Raw genomic sequence first — 19,565 nt, forward strand, 5'->3', positions numbered from 1 at the left:
GCGCATGTTTATGAACCTCGAAGCCAGAAGAAAAGAAAGGGGGTTGCTGCTTGAGTAAACGCTCACAGACGATTATTTTATCCATTGTCGCGCTGCTCATCCTTAGTGGACTTATTATCTCAGAGGTCAGTTCCCGAACCTCATTTAAAGAACTAGTGATAGATCAGATCGGTGACTCACATGGTTCACAAGAAATCTTCTTAATAAGTATTTCAGAGTGGAACGGTAATTCACTTAATAAATCAATTGAAATAACGGACATGGAAACGATAAATAAGGTAATGAATGTTTTTGCGGATCTCAAATTAAAGAGGAGTGAAAGCGATCATCCGGATTTAAGGGAAAGATACCGGGTAAGAATCCAACCAGATAACGGACCTACGCTAAGTGTAAATTTTGCAGATGATAAAATAATGCGTATAGGAAATAGTTTTAGTATCCATAAGAAATACGGCTGGTCCTATGAAGCTGTGGGTGGTTTTGACCTATCAACCATACAGGCATTGTTAAAATAATTAACAATCCTCTCAGAAATTTGATAAAAATGTTTACCCATGAAAAGGTTTTATATATAATGATCATAATCATAATAAATGCGATGAAGAGAAGAGTAGATAAATGAATTCTTGTACAGAGAACTCCGGTAGCTGAAAAGGAGGAAAGGATTCCTTATTGAACAAAGACTCAGAGCAGCCCACCCTAAACTTTACTTTGTAGTGGATGGTGTGCCAGGAGCTCCTGTTATAGAGCTAGAGTATACGTATTTTATAATACCGTACTCGATGAGGCTGATATGGCGACATATTAGCAAATTTGGGGTGGTACCGCGAGTATAATAATCTCGTCCCTAAGACTTGCCGTCTTGGGGGTGGGATTTTTTTATTGTTATACATTGTTATATAGAGATAAAATGTTAGAAACACACACCAAATCGTATGGTTTGAATAGTTAACTAGAAGACCATTTGAAAGGATTGAATAACGTATGTCAGAGAAACTTAAAGTAGGTATTGTCGGTGGAACAGGTATGGTGGGTCAGCGTTTTGTTCAATTGCTGGACGGTCATCCTTGGTTTGAAGTAACTTCGATTGCAGCAAGCAGTAACTCTGCAGGGAAAACCTATGAGGAATCTGTAAACGGAAGATGGAAGCTCGCAACACCAATTCCGGAGAACGTAAAACAGATTGTCGTTCAAGATGCATCGAAAGTGGAGCAAGTTGCTCAGGATGTAGACTTTATTTTCTGCGCAGTAGATATGAAGAAAAATGAAATCCAAGCGTTAGAAGAAGCTTATGCGAAAACAGGCACGCCTGTCATTTCGAACAATTCAGCTCATCGCTGGACGCCTGACATTCCTATGGTTATTCCTGAGCTCAATCCAGAGCATATTGAGGTAATCGCAGCGCAAAGAAAACGCCTGGGAACTTCCACAGGATTTATTGCAGTGAAACCAAACTGTTCTATTCAAAGTTATGTTCCTGCACTCCATGCTTTGCTTGATTTCAAACCAACGAATGTTGTTGCTTCTACTTATCAAGCGATTTCGGGAGCAGGAAAAAACTTCACGGATTGGCCGGATATGCTGGATAACGTAATCCCGTATATCGGCGGTGAAGAAGAAAAAAGTGAGCAAGAACCGCTTCGCATATGGGGCAGTGTTCAAAATGGAGAAATTGTAAAAGCAAGTTCGCCATTGATCACAACTCAGTGTATCCGCGTTCCTGTAACAGACGGTCATTTAGCAACTGTATTTGCTTCGTTCGAGAATAAGCCATCGAAAGAGGAAATTCTGAATCGCTGGAAACAGTTCAAAGGTCGTCCGCAAGAGTTAGGTCTTCCAAGCGCGCCAAAACAGTTCATCACTTATTTTGAAGAAGACAACAGACCACAGACGAAGCTCGATCGTGATATTGAACGCGGTATGGGTGTCTCCGTGGGAAGATTACGCGAAGACTCGATTTATGACTTTAAATTTGTCGGACTATCACATAATACATTACGTGGAGCTGCAGGTGGTGCTGTTCTGATCGCGGAACTGTTGAAAGCAGAAGGATACATTCAAGCAAAATAGGAATCAATCTAACCTATGCTTTTCATCGGTTTATAAAGTGATAGAGAAAAGAAGCCCGAAATCATGGGGCTTCTTTTTTTTGCAACATTTTAATGATGTTTACTTCAATTTCAATTTAATGCTTTTAGCGGTGTAGACTACTTGCACTTTGCTCTTACTTGGCAAGCCTTTGATTTCTACGGAAGAGAATGAACCCTTTCGTTTGTCATAAGTGATAATAGCATCCCCATTTTTGGGAACATAATTGTTTGTAAAGTTAAGGCTCAATTTCCCGCCAAGTACAGCTTCTTTCTTTATTTTGAGCAAATCTTTTTTACTGCCAATCGTTAGTTTCGTTGTACCTTTATCAGATTGTCTGTAACTACCGCCAATTTTCCATTGACCATCTACATTTTCACTAAGAATCCCGCCGTTATTGGTTACACTTGCTGTCCCAAATGCGGTCTTGGATGTACCTTCAAGCGTGCCCTGCTCAATAAGAGTCCCGCCTGAGTATGTATTGTTACCTTCGAGTTTTAATGCTCCGGTTCCTTTTTTAGTCAGTTTTCCTTTGCCGGAAATATCATTACGCCAGCTGTCTTCTGCATAAAAGCCACCTTTATTGGCGTCCATCGTCACCGTAACATCTGTATCAAATGCTCCATATCCATCCGCTGCTGCAAAGAGATTTAGTCGTCCCCAGCCCTCTGGATCGTCCAGTACTGGGTAGCCGGAAGCAAGTCCTGTTGTTGCTAGTACCCGGCGGCGCTGCGTATCATTTAGATAGGGAAGTCTCGTTTCGAGCAGTACTTCAGCACCTTTTGGAACTACGACCGGTGAAGTTGTTTTATTCGATTTTTTAAATCCATAGGTTAGACGTTCCGTATATTCCTTCTTAATTGTAGCAGAATTGCTATCATTTTCTGTTCCCGTTCCTTCTTGTGTTAACAGCAGGTCATGTGCTTCCTGATAAGCAGCCTTTTTGAGCTCACTATTAGCTGGATCTGATAAGATAGCCGCCGCGGTTGCTGTAGCCATAACACGCCCTCCCATCACATCTAAAGGGGAATGCATTCCTGCAACGATACGGTTATTCCCAAGCTCTGATGCACGGGTAAGCAGCTCCTGATAACGTTCTGGTACCGCATAGGCTAGAGCAAAGGCACTAAGATAGGCAGCGTTGGTATGACCACTAGGAAAACCGCCGTCTTTCGTAGGGTCTGCATTTTGTACTGGGATCAGAGTGGGAAGGACTACTGAATTATTAACCCAGCGGAAGGGACGAGGATAACTAAAATAGCTTTTTGCCGGGTTGGTCGAAGAATATTGCCCCCGAAGCGTATTCACCAAGTTCACCATATTACCGAGTTCAGACTCGGGATCCCCTGCATTATTTCCTTCATCACTGTACTTCTTAGTTGTGGCATCTGCGGCTACATCTTGTATGGTTGTCGTCGCCTTCGCTTTTAAACGGTAGTCATCAGCTAGTGATCCAAGACCGTCAATCACACTGTAGCTCTGATTCCTGCGATCATCTAAATAGGCCTCTTTTTCCTCATTTGCTGTGCGTCGAAGTGACGTATTGAATACCTTTTGAATATTCAGACCCAGCACGCTATGGTCCAGTATGGTCCCTGTGTTCCAAGAATCACCGGGAGTCCAAAGTTTATTAAATTCAGATAGGAGACCTATCGTTGGATTGGTACTCACGGTATTGTTATCCGCCACATTATTTTTATATTGATCCACAAAATGGCCCCAAGCAGGAGCTGCCGGGGGATTTACATTTGTAATAGCTGCACTAGCACTAGCGCTGGCGTAACTACCGCCAAGAGAACTTAGAAGTATGCTCATAGATAATACTGCGGCAGATACAGGTGTCTTTTTCTTGTTCATTTTATAAACCGATCCTCTCTTCATTCCATTTTGTTGTAATATCCTACTTTTATAATGGTATCTTTGGTTTGTTAACTAAAGTAAACATGTATGTAATTTTATTGTGAGGAAAAGAAAATTTCTCTTTAAATAGAAAAAAGTGCGGAAGTAGGCAGGGTTGTTCTGCTTACATTCAGCACTTTCGTTTTTCACGATATCACTCCGGTAAGAGTAGTATTTAAATTAAAAAATAGACATGAGCTTATCCAGAATTCCTGTAATATCAAGAAAGACGATGATGATCACGATAGGAATAATATACCTCATAATAAAGAACCAAATCTGAAATGCTTTTTCACCTAAACGCGAATGCTGTAACAATTCTTCGCGCAGCGTGCTTTTCTTAATCTTTTGGGTCACGAAAAAAGAGATTAAAAATACGCCGAGCGGCATTAAAATATTACTAACTAAGTAGTCCGCAGAATCAAATATCGTTTTAGAGAAAATCAAGAGATCTGAAAGCACACTATACGATAAAGCGGAAGGAACCCCTACGATTAAAATGAGAGCACCAATAAGATAGGCATACTTCGTTCTCTTTTCTTCCTTTCCTTTCACAACAGAGGCGACGATAATTTCTAACATTGAAAAGGCTGAAGTTAAGGTAGCGAATAGAAATAATGCTAAGAAACCAATTAAGAACGCTTCTCCAAAAATAATCTGATCAAAAACCGCCGGTAAGACGACAAATAGCAGTCCTGGCCCCTCAGCCGGTTCTAATCCTAGAGAAAATACCGCTGGGAAAATAGCTAACCCTGCCAATAGCGCTATCAGTAAATTCATCGATACAATCGAAATGGCAGGCTGAATTAAGCTTTCTTTTTTAGAGAGATATGAACTGTAGGTAACCATTACCGACACACCGACACTTAAGGAGAAGAAGGCCTGTCCCATCGCAAATAGAATACTCTCAGAAGTAATATTCGAGAAGTCAGGTGATAGAAAGAATTTTACACCTTCAACCGCGTTAGGCAGGGTAAGCGAGCGAATGATCAGGACCAAGAATAATACAAATAAAGCAGGCATCAATATTTTACTAACTCTTTCGATGCCATTTTGTATTCCTTTTGCGACGACAAGAACAGTAAACGCGAGGAATACGAACTGTGCAGCGATAACGAGAGCAGGATTTCCAATCGTCTGATTAAAAACAGAAGCATAATCTGCACCCTCGCTTATAATGCCGCCAAACAATCCTTTTACAAAATAGATCACGATCCAGCCGCCAATTACACTATAAAAAGATAATAATAGGAAACAAGTGAATACCCCTAATTTCCCAATCCAATGCCATTTCGTGTGGGGAGCGATACTACGATAGGCGCTGATGGCTTCTTTTTGTGTGCTGCGTCCAATCACAAACTCTGCTAACAATAAGGGGAAACCCATGAATAAAGAAAATAGAATGAAAAGAAGAAAAAATGCGCCTCCTCCGCTTATGCCCGTGACATAAGGGAGTTTCCATATCGCGCCTACTCCGATGGCTGACCCTGCTGCTGATAAAATAAAACCGATCTTCGATGACCACTGCTCAGAAGTTTGCATGTTAATCCATCCAATCTATTATTATTACGTCCTCTACAGATTAAAGTAGAAAACAAAAAAAGCCGCGTCTCTATCTATAATAGATAGGGACGTGGCTATTCACGCGGTACCACCCTAATTGGAAGCAAAGGATACTGCTTCCCACTTGAGAAAATAACGGTTTCCTCCGTTTTTACACTGCTACTTATGATGCAGCATAAAAAAGCTCCAAGAATGAAATTCACCAAATCTATGTATCAGTTTCCACCAACCACTGATTCTCTGTAAACAGGGAGACCGGCTTAATAAAGTTCTCTTCGTTGCTTATGTCGTATTTATGATAATAGTCGAAATTATAGTATGGGAATTCCCAGCGGTCAAGTATTTTTTGATCCTCCTTTTGAGATGAGCATTTGTTTACTATTTTACCGTAATGGGTAATTTCATTGTACGAGCATGAAAATACAAAAGAATGAGGTATCAAAACAAATGAAAAAACAACTAGTATTACTGAGTGCAGCAGCAATTATTGTTTTAGGTGGATGTGGAAGTGAGTCGACTGAACAATCAGATCCGAACACGAATCAGACTCAAACGGAGCAAAGTGGGACAGAGCAAAATCAAACAGATCAGAACCAAACGGAACAAAATGATACGAACCAAGAGGATATGAATCATTCGAGTTCAGGAGAAGTACCCAATGGTTTAGAAGAAGCCGATAACCCAACCTATCCGGTTGGTAGTGAAGTAATCCTAAAAACCGACCACATGGAAGGTATGAATGGAGCAGAAGCAACTATTGTAGGTGCTTATGAAACGACTGCGTACGAAGTTTCTTATACCCCAACCACAGGCGGAGAACCTGTGAAAAATCATAAATGGGTCGTTCATGAGGAAATTAAAGACCTGACAAACCAAACGTTGAAAGATGGAACAGAAGTCACTTTAGAAGCAGATCACATGCCTGGAATGAAGGACGCACCTGCAGTCATTGATTCTTCAGAGATGACTACTGTGTATATGGTGGACTATACTCCAACAACGGGTGGAGAACCGGTAAAAAACCATAAATGGGTAACAGACGAGGAACTTTCCGCAAAATAAATATGAATAATTCATTATATGATATTAAAATAAGCAACCTCTTTTTGGTTTCCAAATGCCAACTAGGAGGTTGCTTTTTTTGTATGGAATAAACCGTAATTCCGCAGTTACTTGGTTAGATATCTGAATTTATTATTCTGGATTATATTTAATTGCGTCAAATTTAATATATGTGAGGAGGAATTAGAATGAAATTATATTTTGTACTATTTGCATGTTTGTTTTTTGTTATGTCAGGTTGCGGAAATAGTTCTTCAACAGATCGGACTGTTGAAGAGGAGGGGACACGGGTGAACATAATGGAACAGGAATCAACTCATCATGTAATTAAAGGGATTGTAGTAGAAATCAACTCAAATATGGTTATTGCAACAAACTTAACAAAGGATCAAATCCAAAACAAAACAGCAGAAGAAATTATAAGTTATGACACAGATATGTACCAGTTCTCGTTGTCTGAAATTTCTACTGAAGCGAAAATTGGGGACATTGTAAATGTAACGACGACTGGAAAATATAAACTGAGCAGAATTGCCAAAGTAGAGGTAACGAATATAGAAGTAGTGATAACTAGTATATGATTCCGGAAATAAATATATAAATTCCAATCGTTTTCCTGTTCTATACCGTCTTAGTAATGTGAGAATAGGATATAAGGTTTTCCTAGTACATAAATTTTTTTGAAAAGGAGGGGCGATAAACTGTGGAGGAAGCAATAAATAATAGATCGAGAGCAACAGATTTTGATCTACTAGATGAAGAACATTTTAGTAATTATCTATCTAGTCAGCAACGAAAACTATACTCGGTCGCATACAGTTATATGCGAAATGAAGCAGATGCGATAGAAATCGTACAGGAAGCCACTTGCAAGGCTTGGATGAAGCGAAAGAAATTGAATAGCGAAGAATCTTTCACCCCCTGGCTCATTCGAATCACGATTAACTGCTGTATGGACGAGCTAAGAAGAAAAAAACGTGTATTTCCTGTAGATCGTTGGGTGAAAGAACCATCAGATGAAATGAAAAGAAACGACCGAATGGATTTGGAGCGGGCAATGAATCGGCTCAAGAAGAAATATCGACATGTAGTTATGCTCAAATATTACCAAGACATGACGGTTCCTGAGATTGCAAAAATACTACAAAAACCGGAAGGGACGATTAAAACTTGGCTTCGTGAAGGACTCATACAGCTTCGGAAGTACTTATAGGAATAGAGAGGAGGACAAAACATGTGGAATAAAGAAGAACGTATTCTTAGTGACGATGCACAAGAAATGAAGGGAAATAGTGAACAAGTTCGAGAAATGAAATTGACGAATGCGGTTCAGCGGGGGATTGAACAAGGGAAACGGCGGCAGAAGAAACGACTCTTCTCCTATGGAGGCGGTGCATTCATTACAGCGATTGTCGTACTGTTTATCATGTCTTCCATTGTACAGCCGAATAACGGAGAGAATACTTTGACAGGACAGACAGTAACCCACTCAGTTACTTCTAAAAGTTGGAGTGATTCTGACTTGTTTGTTGAAGCTCCTGGCTTAACAAAGGCACTCGGGAACGTGCTAAGTAACGACTTAATTCAGCCCATATATCAGAGCATAGAAAAAAATGGAGTCCGGTTTGAAGTACTTGGTGCTGTCACGGATGGTCGGAAAATGTATGTCTTGTACAGTTTAGAGAACAAAACAGATCAAGTGGTAGATCAGGTAGGGAAAAGTTTTCGATATGGAAATTATGAAGTTTCCGATACGGGTGCTTCTACAGATATGGCACTACCAGGTGACAGTCTCATACAACCAAATGCCACTAAAAACTTTATCTATATGACAAATCTTTCAGCGTCAATCTATAGTAACCATGAGGCAATTTACGAAATTAATGTATATACCGAAAACCAGAGTCAAACTAGCCTAGAAGTCGCTTTTAAATTAGATTCAAATATGTTTGAAAGCCAGATTCAGTCATTCGATATCAATAAAACGATGGAAATGGATGGACAAAAAATTCATATCGATAAAATTGTCTATACACCGCTACACACTTATGTGGACTTGGAATATGACTCGATGAATACAAAAGATATCTCTCAGCTGATCAATCCCGTATTGATTGGGAAATCAGGAGATAAATCCGAAAAGTTATTTTATCCAAAGGTACTTACTCCTAGTAATTCGGGTCTATTTTCAAATAAGAACCAGAGGACCCTCGTATTTTACAGCAGTAAACTTAATCATTATGATTCGATCGCACTGAAACTTCAAGGGATCTCGGCACTTGAAGAAGATCAGAAGAAAATTGTAATTGATTTGAGCAAGAATGAGATTGTTCAAGCTCCGGACAACGATCTGCAAATGATAAAGTCTTCGGAAGAAGCAGATGTCGGCGATATGTTATTTCAACGTGAAATTGAAAATGCTGTATCTTTGAGAAGCAGTTCCATGTGGTTGGATTCACAATTTCAGGATGCTGAAGGAGTAAGTCATGATCAAGATACAAGTGGGAGCATGGGGGGAAGTGGGCTTACCACATCTTCAAAAGATGATACTGGAGAAGAACATTACTCTTATAATTTTGGAGCAGAGGCAGTAGACTACCCGCAGCCGCTTACAATCAAGATCATAAATTATTGGAACCCTATATTGGAAAATCAAACTTTGCAGTTGTATTCATCTTCTAAATAAAAAAAGCAGTGGACTATGGGATTTACATGCCGTAGAACACTGCTTTTTATTGCTTATATAAACCATTCCAAATGCATTATTCATCCGATTTACATTTGGAAAATGTCTCCTTAATCTCTTCGAAAAAAATATTAGCGGCCTTGGAAAACACTTGATGTTTCTTCCAAACAATATTTAATCCAGATTCAAGTCTTGGTTCTAAGGGTCTAAAACATAGATTGCTGTCACTAGATGTATTTGCTATCTTGTCAAGGGTAACTGCATAACCAATACCTTCTTCAACCAATATGGCAGCATTATAAACTAGATTATATGTCGTAATCGTATTTAATTTATCGTAATCTTCCCCAAACCACTCAGAAAATTCATTCCTAGATAGTCCTGTTTTAATAGCTTGTCTCGATAAAAGGAGAGGAAAGCCTATTAAATCCGTCTTTTGTATTCTTTCTTTTACAGCTAGGGGGCTATCTTTTCTCATAACAACTCCCCACACATCTTTTGCCGGGATATTGATATAATTATATTTTGATAAATCGGCTGGTTGAATCAGAATTCCAAAATCAAGTAACCCCTTATCAAGTTGCTCTGTCACATCATCGGAGTTTCCACTATAAAAGTGGTATCTAATCGCTGGATATTTAATCTGCAAACTTTTTACGGTTCGCGCAATTAGCTTCATAGCATCTGTTTCTCCGCCTCCTATGTAAATATCTCCCCCTATCGTTTCTTCCATCGAATGAAATTCTTCTTCCACTTTAACGACCATATTAATGATTTCTTCCGCTCTTTTTCTTAGGATCATGCCTTCCTCTGTAAGAACAACATGGTGACTTTTCCGAATAAATAATTTCTTTCCTAGCTCCTCCTCGAGCTCTTTCAATTGTCTCGACAAAGTGGGTTGTGTTACATGCAAAAAATTGGCTGCTCCTGTTATACTTCCTTCTCTTGCGACAGTGAGAAAATAACGCAGAACCCTTAATTCCATATCACATTCTCCTTTCTATTTTTAGTATATACATTTATGAAATGCTTATAAAGCATATGTTGATATAAGATATAGGCAATTGCTATGTACGATAAACAAGCTAAAATAAATAACCAAGGAGGTTTTACTTATGATAATTGCTAAAGCTAGAGCTGTCGATGGTCCAGACAAACCATTTCGGCAAGCAGAAATTAAAAGACGTGATCTTGATTCACATGATGTTCTGATTGAAATTAAGTTTGCAGGCATCTGTCATTCTGACATCCATACGGCCCATGGAGATTGGGGTCCTGTGAATTACCCTTTAGTCCCTGGTCATGAGATTGCGGGTATTGTCACAGATGTGGGTCCCAGTGTTACGAAATACAAGGTTGGAGATCGAGTAGGGGTAGGATGTATGGTTGACTCCTGTGGTGAATGTGAAAATTGCCGTAAAGGAGAAGAACAATACTGTCTTAATGGAAAAATAGACACCTATGCTGCAGTTGACAAGTACGGTCAATATACGCAAGGTGGCTATTCTACTCATATCGTCGTACCTGAAAGCTTCGTACTCAAGATACCTGATAATATAGCACTTGACGTTGCGGCACCTTTACTATGTGCAGGTATTACGACATTTTCCCCATTAAACCATTGGGGAGCCGGCCCAGGAAAGAAAGTAGCAGTAGTTGGCATGGGCGGTCTTGGACATATGGCTGTAAAAATTGCACACGCCATGGGTGCAGAAGTTACTGTGCTGTCACAAACATTAAATAAAAAGGAAGATGGCTTGCAATTTGGAGCTGACCATTACTATGCGAGTAGCGATCCAGAAACATTCAATACACTTACCGGTTATTTTGACTTAATTATAAATACGGTAAGTGCAAAAATAGACATGGATGCTTACTTTTCACTGCTCACTCTTGACGGAACTCTAGTTAATGTAGGTGCTCCTGGTGAGCCGTTATCACTCAATGTGATGTCGCTGATCGGCCATCGTCGATCATTTGCTGGCTCAATGATTGGTGGAATACGTGAAACCCAAGAGATGCTTGATTTCTGTGCTAGACATAACATTGTTCCCAAGATTGAAAAAGTTTCAGCCGACCAAATTGACGAAGCCTATGAACGCGTCTTAGCTTCCGATGTGAAGTATCGATTCGTGATTGATATCAGTACAATGTGAGCTGACAAAATAAAAAGTAATTTCTAGCATGACTAAATAGCCTAGTTTTTAGTCATGCTTTACGTCAGGAGTAATATCTGGATGAAGTTAATTTCTTCATAGATGATTTTGGAGGTTAATATTTTGGCAAATCATAAAAAATTACTTGTATTTATTTTAACTATAGGCGTTTTCGGCATCCTGAATACTGAAATGGGGGTAATTGGGATCTTACCGGAGATCGCTGATCGCTTTAATGTTAGTGTATCAACAGCCGGATGGCTGGTTAGTATTTTTGCGATCGGTGTTGCCATATCCGGACCAATTATGCCATTACTGTTTTCAAGGTTTGATAGGAAAAAAGTGATGGTATTTGTTCTTAGTGTTTTCGTAATTGCAAACCTCATATCTATCTTTACAACTAGCTTCGTTATTTTGCTAATTGCCCGAATTATCCCTGCTCTTTGCCATCCGGTATACTGTTCTCTTGCTTTTTCTGTTGCTGCTGATTCAGTCAGTAAGGAAGAAGCTCCAAAAGCAGTAGCGAAAGTTTTTATTGGTGTATCAGCAGGAATGGTTGTTGGTGTGCCAATTGTAAGCTTTATCGCTGGGATTTCCAATTTACAGATGGCGATGGCGTTCTTTGCTATTGTTAATATTGCAGTACTAATAGCTACATTACTATTCGTACCGTCCATACCTGTTAAAGAGAAAATCTCTTATGGTAAACAGTTAAATGTATTAAAACATTCCAACACATGGATTGCGATTATCATTGTCATATTAATAAATTCGGCTATATTTGGTGTTTATAGCTATCTAGCTGAATTTTTACAAACGGTAACAAATGTATCATCTAATATAACCAGTCTCATGTTATTTATTTATGGTGCAGCTAATATTATAGGAAACATCCTAGCTGGAAGATTACTCATTGATAAACCTGTTAAAACGATTGTAACTCTTCCTTTTTTGATGGGGGCTACCTATATCATATTGTTTTTCGCAGGACAGTTTACTTTACCAATGGCACTTATTATTTTAATTTGGGGGATATTAGCGGGACTAGCCGCTAACATCAATCAATATGTGGTTACAAAAGCAGCCGAAGATGCTCCTGATTTCGCTAACGGTTTATTTTTATCAGCTTGTAATATAGGAACGACAATTGGCGCAGCTGTAGGCGGGTTATTTATATCAGCAATGGGTACACAATACGTTGTGTTAGTAGGATTGTTATCGATCATACTAACAGCGGTGTTTATCTTACTCAGAAACTATATGAATATAAAACAAACGAAAAGGTTCGGTTAAATAGGCGAACAACAATCGGACTTTTCGCATTTCAGGAAAATTTTCTCAATAAGAAGTATTGTTGTTACTCTCATATATGGAGCCTTAATTATTTCATTTATTATATGCATGATAATTTGGTTAGCATTGCATTAAAAATAGAATTAGCCTGTGACTTCATAGGAACCTATATGTTGCAGTACATAGAAAGAACCCGTTTTGAAATAATTGATCAAAACGGGTTCTTTCTATGAGAACAATAAAAGAATGATTTCAGTATATTCAGTACAGGTACAGAAATACATATTAAGCATATCACGATATAAGATATAGATATTGGCTTTATCAAAGGTGTATAGCTAGAATTGATAGTAATTTCCATAGTAGAAAGGTTGGTGTTTATGTATCTACTGTAAAAAGGATTGATGCTCGTCGTGAAGACCGTTCGAATGCTCTTATTAGACCATTGTCAAATATTAATAATTAAGAAGGGTGGAATTAATGATGTCGATTGTGAAAAAGGTCAAAATGAATAAAAAATCTACGATTAAGCGAGTATTCATAGTGATAGGGATGGGCTTGCTATTAACTTCGACCATCGTTGAATCCACAACTGCAGCAGGCACTTCATACACGCCGGACATGTCCAATGGAGCAGATAACTTTTACAAGAGCAAAAAGGTCACGATGAAGAAGGTTGAGTTTAAAAATCAATACAACATGGATGTTACAGGGAATATCTATATTCCTAAAGGTTTGAAGAAGAACACCAAGAATCCTGCGATTATTGTCGGCCACCCTATGGGAGCGGTTAAAGAACAAAGTGCAAATTTGTATGCTCAGAAAATGGCTGAACGTGGATTCATAACACTGTCCTTAGATTTGTCGTTTTGGGGAGATAGTGAGGGTGAGCCTCGCAATGCCGTTTCCCCGGATATCTATGCTGAGGATTTCAGCGCTTCAGTCGATTTCCTTGGAACTCAGTCGTTTGTTGACAGGGATCGGATTGGTGTTCTTGGGATTTGTGGCAGCGGAGGCTTTGCAATCAGTGCAGCTAAAATCGACCCGCGTATGAAAGCCATTGCGACAGTCAGTATGTACGACATGGGTACCGCAAACCGAAATGGGATAAGAGACTCGCAGACGATCGAGCAGAGAAAGAAGATTCTCGAAGAGGCAGCGGAGCAGCGTTATGTGGAGTTCACAGGAGGCAAAACCGAATATACCAGTGGAGCAGTACATGATTTGAATGAAAACTCAACCGCTATAGAACGTGAGTTTTATGACTTCTATCGCACTCCAAGAGGTGAGTTCACTCCAAAGGACACGTCATCTGAATTCACGACACACCCGACTCTTACTAGTAATATAAAGTTCATGAATTTCTACCCTTTTGAAGATATAGAAACAATTTCTCCTCGTCCTATGCTTTTCATTACGGGTGAGAATTCCCATTCCATCGAGTTCAGCGAAGACGCTTACGAGCTGGCAGCCGAACCAAAAGAACTTTACACTGTTCCTGGTGCAGGTCATGTGGATCTATACGACCGGGTGAATTTAATTCCTTTTGATAAGCTCGAGTCTTTCTTCAAAGAAAATCTGAAGAGCTATTGAGGCTTAACATGTGAGAAAATCAATGGTGCTTTGAATAAAAATAGTGTGTGAATCCTACTTATCTTGCCGGGATTCACATTTTTTTGTCTAAAAAGATTCCATGCCGGCCATTGATTCGCGGATATTCCAGTTCCACTGTCTAGAACGCTAACGATGATCAGATCAGCTTGCGAGAGAACAAATGAAATCATTCGCTTTTGAGAAATAACCGGACAAGAAGGTCAAGGTCCTTTTATCATAGAATAATATAGAGGTCAGGGCTCTTTCTTAGACCGTAACGTAAACCATAAAATAAAGAGAAGAGGGGAATTACGAATGGGTTATAAGAATATATTATTTGATCTAGATGGAACTCTTACCGATCCGAAGATTGGAATTACAAAATCAGTTAGCTATGCTCTAAACAAAATGGGAATAACGGTAGAAAGTTTGGATGAACTTGAGATATTTATTGGCCCACCGTTAGCTGTTTCTTTTCAAGATTTTTACGGGTTTGATGAAGCGAAGACGAATACCGCGATTGAATATTACCGGGAATATTTTAGTGTAACGGGTCTTTACGAAAACGAAGTGTATACAGGAATAAAAGAGCTATTGGAGCTGCTTACTAAGGATACGAGCAATCGTCTTTTTGTAGCTACTTCGAAGCCGCAGGTTTTTGCCCAGCAGATCATAGATCACTTTGAACTCAGTTCGTACTTTGAATATGTTTGTGGTAGTGAACTTGATGGAACGAGATCAGCCAAAGCGGAGATTATCGGTTATCTACTGGAGAATTTCAATCTGAATCCTGAAGAAACTGTCATGATTGGAGACCGCAAACATGACATCATAGGAGCACATCATCATGGAATTGCTTCAATTGCAGTTGGTTATGGGTTTGGCAGCAGAGAGGAACTTATCGATATTCAGCCTACGTATCTAGCACAGAGCATTCAAGAACTCGCTGAACTTCTCAGTGCAAATCAGATCGTACACAGCCAAAAAGGATAGTAGAGCATCCTATATAAGGGAGGATTCCTTGATGATTACCTACCAAAGATTGAAGGCAGAACATGCCCAGAAATTAAAAGAGATTGATCGTTCTGAACATATTGATCTGATATACGAGATGGACCGTGATCATTTAATCGAGATTTCTGCCAATCATGAGTGTCCGAATTGGGACAAGGTACTACTTCAAGAGATCGAACAACGTTACTTATTCGAGCTACATAACGGGGGAGCAGCAATCGGATCTTTTGATGGAGAACGGTTAATCGGATTCGGAGTTCTTGCACACCAGTTTAGAGGGAAGAACCAGGATCAACTTCAGGTGGACTTGATGTATGTTTCGAGGAAATACCGAAGGCAGGGTGTTGGTACACGAATATTAAAGGATTTAGCTGATGAAGCTAGAGCAAGGGGAGCCAAGACGTTATATATTTCCTCTACGGAAACAAAGTCTGCGGTGTCTTTTTATAGAAGCAATGGCAGCACCATAACTGATGAGTTGGATCAGGAGCTTTTTGATAAAGAACCTAAAGATATACATATGGTGATACAGCTGTAGTGTAAAGATCATAACTTCCCTATGACAAAAAACCTCGAAATTTGAGGTTTTTTGTTGTAAAAAGATTCAAAATCTTGAGAAAACATCCTAGAAAACAGTTTAGAAAACGCTTACAATTACTTTTGAAACCAAGCGTGGATGATACAAGGTCCACCGAATAGGAGGATGAATGATGTTGAAAAAGAAGGGATTAGGGAGGAAATTAATGACCGTATTACTCAGTGTATCTATGCTTCTATTGACGCTAGGTTCGGTAGGTAACTCGCCTGTTGAAGCTGCACCTAGTTTTGCTAAAGGAGCTGATATAAGCTGGGTTGCAGGAATGGAAGCACAAGGGTACAAATGGAAAGACAAGAACGGAGTCACTCGAGATGTACTGGAGATATTGAAAAACGATTATCAAATGAACTCTGTTCGTTTGCGTGTATGGGTGAATCCCAATATGAGCGATTACGCAAGCGGTTACATGAATGCAGAGAAAGCATCTGAACTAGCCTTACGTGCAAAAAATCTGGGTATGAGTGTAATGCTCACCCTGCATTACAGTGATTCTTGGGCAGATCCAGGACAGCAGAACAAACCTTATGCATGGCGTAATTATACATTTGAACAGTTAATGGATGCTGTGTGGACTCATACTGTCTATGTGATGAATACGATGAAGAGCAAAGGAGTTACACCGGATTGGGTGCAGATCGGCAACGAGACGAATGATGGTATGTTGTGGGATGACGGGAAAGCATCGGTGAACATGAAAAATTACGCATGGCTCGTAAATTCAGGTCATAATGCAGTTAAATCGGTTAGTAGCAGTACGAAGACCATCGTTCATATAGCGAATGGTGATAACGGAACGGTACTTGATTGGAATATTGGAGGACTTGTTGCGAACGGAGCGAATTTCGATGCTGTTGGTCTATCCTTGTACCCGTCATCTACGGACTGGTCTAGCGCAGTAACAAAGACAGTAACAAATGCGAAACTTATGGTCTCAAAGTATGGGAAAGAAGTACTCATGTCCGAAATTGGAATGGACTACAATCAACCCACTGAGGCTAAAAATTTTATTACCAAAATAAAAACGGAATTCCGCAATATCTCTGGAGGTAAAGGTTTAGGCGTATTTTATTGGGAACCGCAAGCTACACCAGGATATAATGGGGGTTACAATAAAGGAGCTTGGCAAGCAGATGGTAAACCAACCATCGCATTAGATGGATTCTTGAATTAATAGTACGCTTATGTTTTTCGAACCGTTAAAATAGACAGAAAGAGCCGCGAATAGACGCGGTTCTTTTTGTTATCACGCAATTAAACCGGCTTTCACTCCATAGATCGTATAAAGTGTAAGAATTACATAGATATAATGATAAATCATAGGCTATAATTAGCCAAAGGGATTATTCCTCTTACTACATATTAATAACAGGCCAAGATGGCTTAAGGGAAAGGCTGAACTAACAAGACAAAGAGGGGAGGATAATCGTTGGTTGAGATTGTAAGAGGTGATATTGCTTATGCTGCGGAGGATATCATTGGCCATCTGGTGAATTGTAAGGGAATCATGGGAGGCAGTATTGCAAAACAAATTAAAGTAGAATACCCAGAAGCTTATTCTTCCTACATTACACTGACCAATAGTGAAATTTCACTATTAGGACAAGTTCAATTTATTCAGACCAAAGGAAAGTTCATCGCGAATCTCTTTGGACAGAAATATTATAAAAGAGGTATATTACGTAAAAAGCAATCGTGTAATAAAAAAGCGTTAGAAAAAGCATTAGTGGAACTTCGCCACTTTGCTGAGTCTCATCAATATTCTATTGCTTTGCCTTATCGTATGAGCTTTAATCGGACGGGTACGGAGTACCGAGATATCCTTAATATAATTCACCGGGTGTTCGCTGATTATCCGGTCACTCTATATTCTATTATTGATCTAGAAAATCAAAGTGAGGAAGAGTGAATTACATACTCATGCCCTCAGCAAGCTGTCATACATACATATAGCTTATTTCATCGTATGTTCCTTCATGAAGCCGTCATTTTGACGGTTTTTGTTGTTTTTAATATCTATTTGATGAAAGCAGAGAAATGAATAAGTGATGGTACTATTTCAATATATCGATTTGTTACATCTTACATATAGGGAATTAATGGTAAAATGAATCCATCTAATATAAAAGAATGGAAGGAGTGGTTACAGTGACCAACGTGTTTGAAGTTTCTGATAAAATCATTGAACATGTAAGAATGCATTATGCGGAGGACATCGCCATTGTCGCTTATTATGGTTCTTATGCCCAGGGAACGGCTACATTCCGGTCTGATTTGGATTTCTTCTTCATTCCCGCGACAATGAAGGGGTATGAAGCCAGTATCCAATTTATTGTAGACGAGATCAGTTTTGATTTTTGGCCGATCAGCTGGGAACGCTCGGAACGAATGGCTTCTTTTCATGAATCAAAAACGACAATTATCGCAGACAGTAAACTTCTCTATGTTCGTTCTGAGGAAGATAAAGAGCGTTTCATGAAATTACGTGATACTATATCGGACTTTCAAAAACCAGAGAATCGTATGAAATGGGTTGAAAAAGCAGAATCGGAATTGGAAAATGTATATGTACACTTATATAAGTTAGAGGCAGCAAGTCTTCCTAATCAGATCACTTTTTACCGAATTGAAGCTCACGCTATCCTAACGAACTTGCTTGAAAGTCTAGCACTCTTAAATCAAACGTATTTCACCAAAGGTTTCGGTAAGAATAGAGAGCAAATCATGGACTTTCCTCTTAAACCAGCTAACTTGGAGAAAGACATGAACATCATATTACATAGTGATAGAAGAGAAGACATCTTACAAGCTTGTCAGCAGCTGACAAAGGAAACACTTGAAATCATTCTAGCTGAAAAAGAAAAGTACCCGGGCTCTCCTTCATACCCCGATCGACTGAAAGGATTTTATGAAGAGTTCAAAGGGGCATTAGATAAAATCATTACAGCTTGTGAAGAGGGTGATTATGATACTGCCTTCTTTAATAGCATTCATGTGCAGGATGAAACTGCTCGTTTTTTATATTTCGCTGAAAAGGGCCACTGGCCAACAAACCTGACCTCACACTCGGCCTACATGGATGCATATATAAGAGCGGGACTTCCTGAACTGATTCCACTATTAGATGTTAATCGTTTATCCGTATTACAAGCAGCTGTAGAGCGCCTGAGCACATTACTAGAACGTCATCTTCAAGCAAATGGTGTTATCATTAATCGATTCGATGATAATGAACACTTTGCCGCATTTCTTCGAGACTCACACATTAAATAAAACAATCCTTTAAAAGTGGTAAGGAAGAAATTATTATCAGTATAGAGGATATTTTGGGGCTTTATTTTGTTAAAGAAGTGCATTAAGATACATAAAACTAGACCCTACTGGCGAAGTGCCTGGTAGGGTCTTTGCCTTGTTTCTAAGAGATCTCGTTTTTATTGTTACCTTTAACCAATAATGCTGTGAATATAAATGTTAATAAGACGATGATACCTAAACTTGCTATTTGTAAGAAGGCGTTAAGTGGTTCAGGGAATATGATATATTGGAATATGATATCTTTAAAAATAAAAAATAAAATTTTGAAGATTCCCCAAAACACCAAAACATTAATTGCCCA

Annotated in this window: 17 protein-coding genes and 2 other annotated features; of the genes, 14 read left to right on the forward strand and 3 right to left on the reverse strand. The window is 39.2% G+C overall.

Annotated elements, in window-relative coordinates:
* Positions 1-50: 50 nt before the first annotated feature.
* Both H9647_RS14750 and asd read left to right on the forward strand, forming a co-directional pair.
* Positions 51-515 (forward strand): hypothetical protein, encoded by a 465-nt coding sequence (locus tag H9647_RS14750; protein WP_191801208.1) that lies wholly within the window; start codon positions 51-53, stop codon positions 513-515.
* A 74-nt stretch (positions 516-589) separates the two neighbouring features.
* Positions 590-852: a binding site (T-box leader), on the forward strand.
* Positions 853-984: 132 nt separating this feature from the next.
* Positions 985-2,070, forward strand: a complete 1,086-nt coding sequence (gene asd, locus H9647_RS14755) for an aspartate-semialdehyde dehydrogenase (RefSeq protein ID WP_191801210.1) — start codon at positions 985-987, stop codon at positions 2,068-2,070.
* Between the two features lie 99 nt (positions 2,071-2,169).
* Here asd and H9647_RS14760 read toward each other — a convergent pair whose 3' ends face one another.
* Both H9647_RS14760 and H9647_RS14765 read right to left on the reverse strand, forming a co-directional pair.
* A complete protein-coding gene (locus tag H9647_RS14760; protein ID WP_191801212.1) occupies positions 2,170-3,945 on the reverse strand; it encodes an acid phosphatase in 1,776 nt (591 codons plus the stop codon).
* Between the two features lie 222 nt (positions 3,946-4,167).
* Positions 4,168-5,529: a sodium-dependent transporter gene (locus tag H9647_RS14765; protein WP_191801216.1), complete on the reverse strand. Its 1,362-nt coding sequence runs from the start codon at positions 5,527-5,529 to the stop codon at positions 4,168-4,170.
* 82 nt (positions 5,530-5,611) lie between these two features.
* Positions 5,612-5,838 (reverse strand) — a binding site (T-box leader).
* A 159-nt stretch (positions 5,839-5,997) separates the two neighbouring features.
* On the opposite strand from H9647_RS14765, the gene H9647_RS14770 reads away from it, so the two are divergent.
* From H9647_RS14770 to H9647_RS14785, 4 genes are all read left to right on the forward strand, one after another.
* Positions 5,998-6,612 (forward strand): YdhK family protein, encoded by a 615-nt coding sequence (locus H9647_RS14770; protein WP_191801218.1) that lies wholly within the window; start codon positions 5,998-6,000, stop codon positions 6,610-6,612.
* A gap of 188 nt (positions 6,613-6,800) precedes the next feature.
* A complete protein-coding gene (locus H9647_RS14775; RefSeq protein ID WP_191801220.1) occupies positions 6,801-7,193 on the forward strand; it encodes a DUF3221 domain-containing protein in 393 nt (130 codons plus the stop codon).
* A gap of 122 nt (positions 7,194-7,315) precedes the next feature.
* Positions 7,316-7,825, forward strand: a complete 510-nt coding sequence (locus tag H9647_RS14780) for an RNA polymerase sigma factor (protein WP_191801222.1) — start codon at positions 7,316-7,318, stop codon at positions 7,823-7,825.
* A gap of 21 nt (positions 7,826-7,846) precedes the next feature.
* Positions 7,847-9,298 (forward strand): DUF4179 domain-containing protein, encoded by a 1,452-nt coding sequence (locus tag H9647_RS14785; RefSeq protein ID WP_191801224.1) that lies wholly within the window; start codon positions 7,847-7,849, stop codon positions 9,296-9,298.
* 76 nt (positions 9,299-9,374) lie between these two features.
* Here H9647_RS14785 and H9647_RS14790 read toward each other — a convergent pair whose 3' ends face one another.
* Complete coding sequence (locus tag H9647_RS14790; RefSeq protein ID WP_191801226.1) at positions 9,375-10,283, reverse strand: LysR family transcriptional regulator; 909 nt, start codon at positions 10,281-10,283, stop codon at positions 9,375-9,377.
* A gap of 130 nt (positions 10,284-10,413) precedes the next feature.
* On the opposite strand from H9647_RS14790, the gene H9647_RS14795 reads away from it, so the two are divergent.
* The 8 genes from H9647_RS14795 to H9647_RS14830 all read left to right on the forward strand — a co-directional run bounded on the left by H9647_RS14795 (position 10,414) and on the right by H9647_RS14830 (position 19,222).
* Positions 10,414-11,454, forward strand: a complete 1,041-nt coding sequence (locus H9647_RS14795) for an NAD(P)-dependent alcohol dehydrogenase (protein WP_191801228.1) — start codon at positions 10,414-10,416, stop codon at positions 11,452-11,454.
* Between the two features lie 123 nt (positions 11,455-11,577).
* Positions 11,578-12,747, forward strand: coding sequence for an MFS transporter (locus H9647_RS14800; protein ID WP_404822630.1), 1,170 nt, complete (start codon positions 11,578-11,580; stop codon positions 12,745-12,747).
* Between the two features lie 507 nt (positions 12,748-13,254).
* Positions 13,255-14,340, forward strand: coding sequence for an alpha/beta hydrolase (locus H9647_RS14805; RefSeq protein WP_191801391.1), 1,086 nt, complete (start codon positions 13,255-13,257; stop codon positions 14,338-14,340).
* A gap of 315 nt (positions 14,341-14,655) precedes the next feature.
* Positions 14,656-15,333 (forward strand): HAD family hydrolase, encoded by a 678-nt coding sequence (locus H9647_RS14810; protein WP_191801232.1) that lies wholly within the window; start codon positions 14,656-14,658, stop codon positions 15,331-15,333.
* 31 nt (positions 15,334-15,364) lie between these two features.
* Entirely contained in the window at positions 15,365-15,892 is a 528-nt protein-coding gene (locus H9647_RS14815) for a GNAT family N-acetyltransferase (protein ID WP_191801234.1), read from the forward strand.
* A 205-nt stretch (positions 15,893-16,097) separates the two neighbouring features.
* Complete coding sequence (locus H9647_RS14820) at positions 16,098-17,123, forward strand: glycoside hydrolase family 53 protein (protein WP_225229307.1); 1,026 nt, start codon at positions 16,098-16,100, stop codon at positions 17,121-17,123.
* Between the two features lie 255 nt (positions 17,124-17,378).
* Positions 17,379-17,858 carry a macro domain-containing protein gene (locus H9647_RS14825; RefSeq protein ID WP_191801238.1) on the forward strand — a complete coding sequence of 160 codons (480 nt, stop codon included), beginning with the start codon at positions 17,379-17,381 and terminating at the stop codon, positions 17,856-17,858.
* Between the two features lie 239 nt (positions 17,859-18,097).
* The gene (locus H9647_RS14830) at positions 18,098-19,222 is read left to right on the forward strand and encodes a hypothetical protein (RefSeq protein ID WP_318245315.1); all 1,125 of its coding nucleotides are present in this window, start codon (positions 18,098-18,100) and stop codon (positions 19,220-19,222) included.
* Positions 19,223-19,565 lie beyond the last annotated feature (343 nt).

Origin of the sequence: Paenibacillus gallinarum, from assembly GCF_014836635.1 — a bacterium.
Taxonomy (GTDB): Bacteria; Bacillota; Bacilli; order Paenibacillales; family Paenibacillaceae; genus Paenibacillus; species Paenibacillus gallinarum.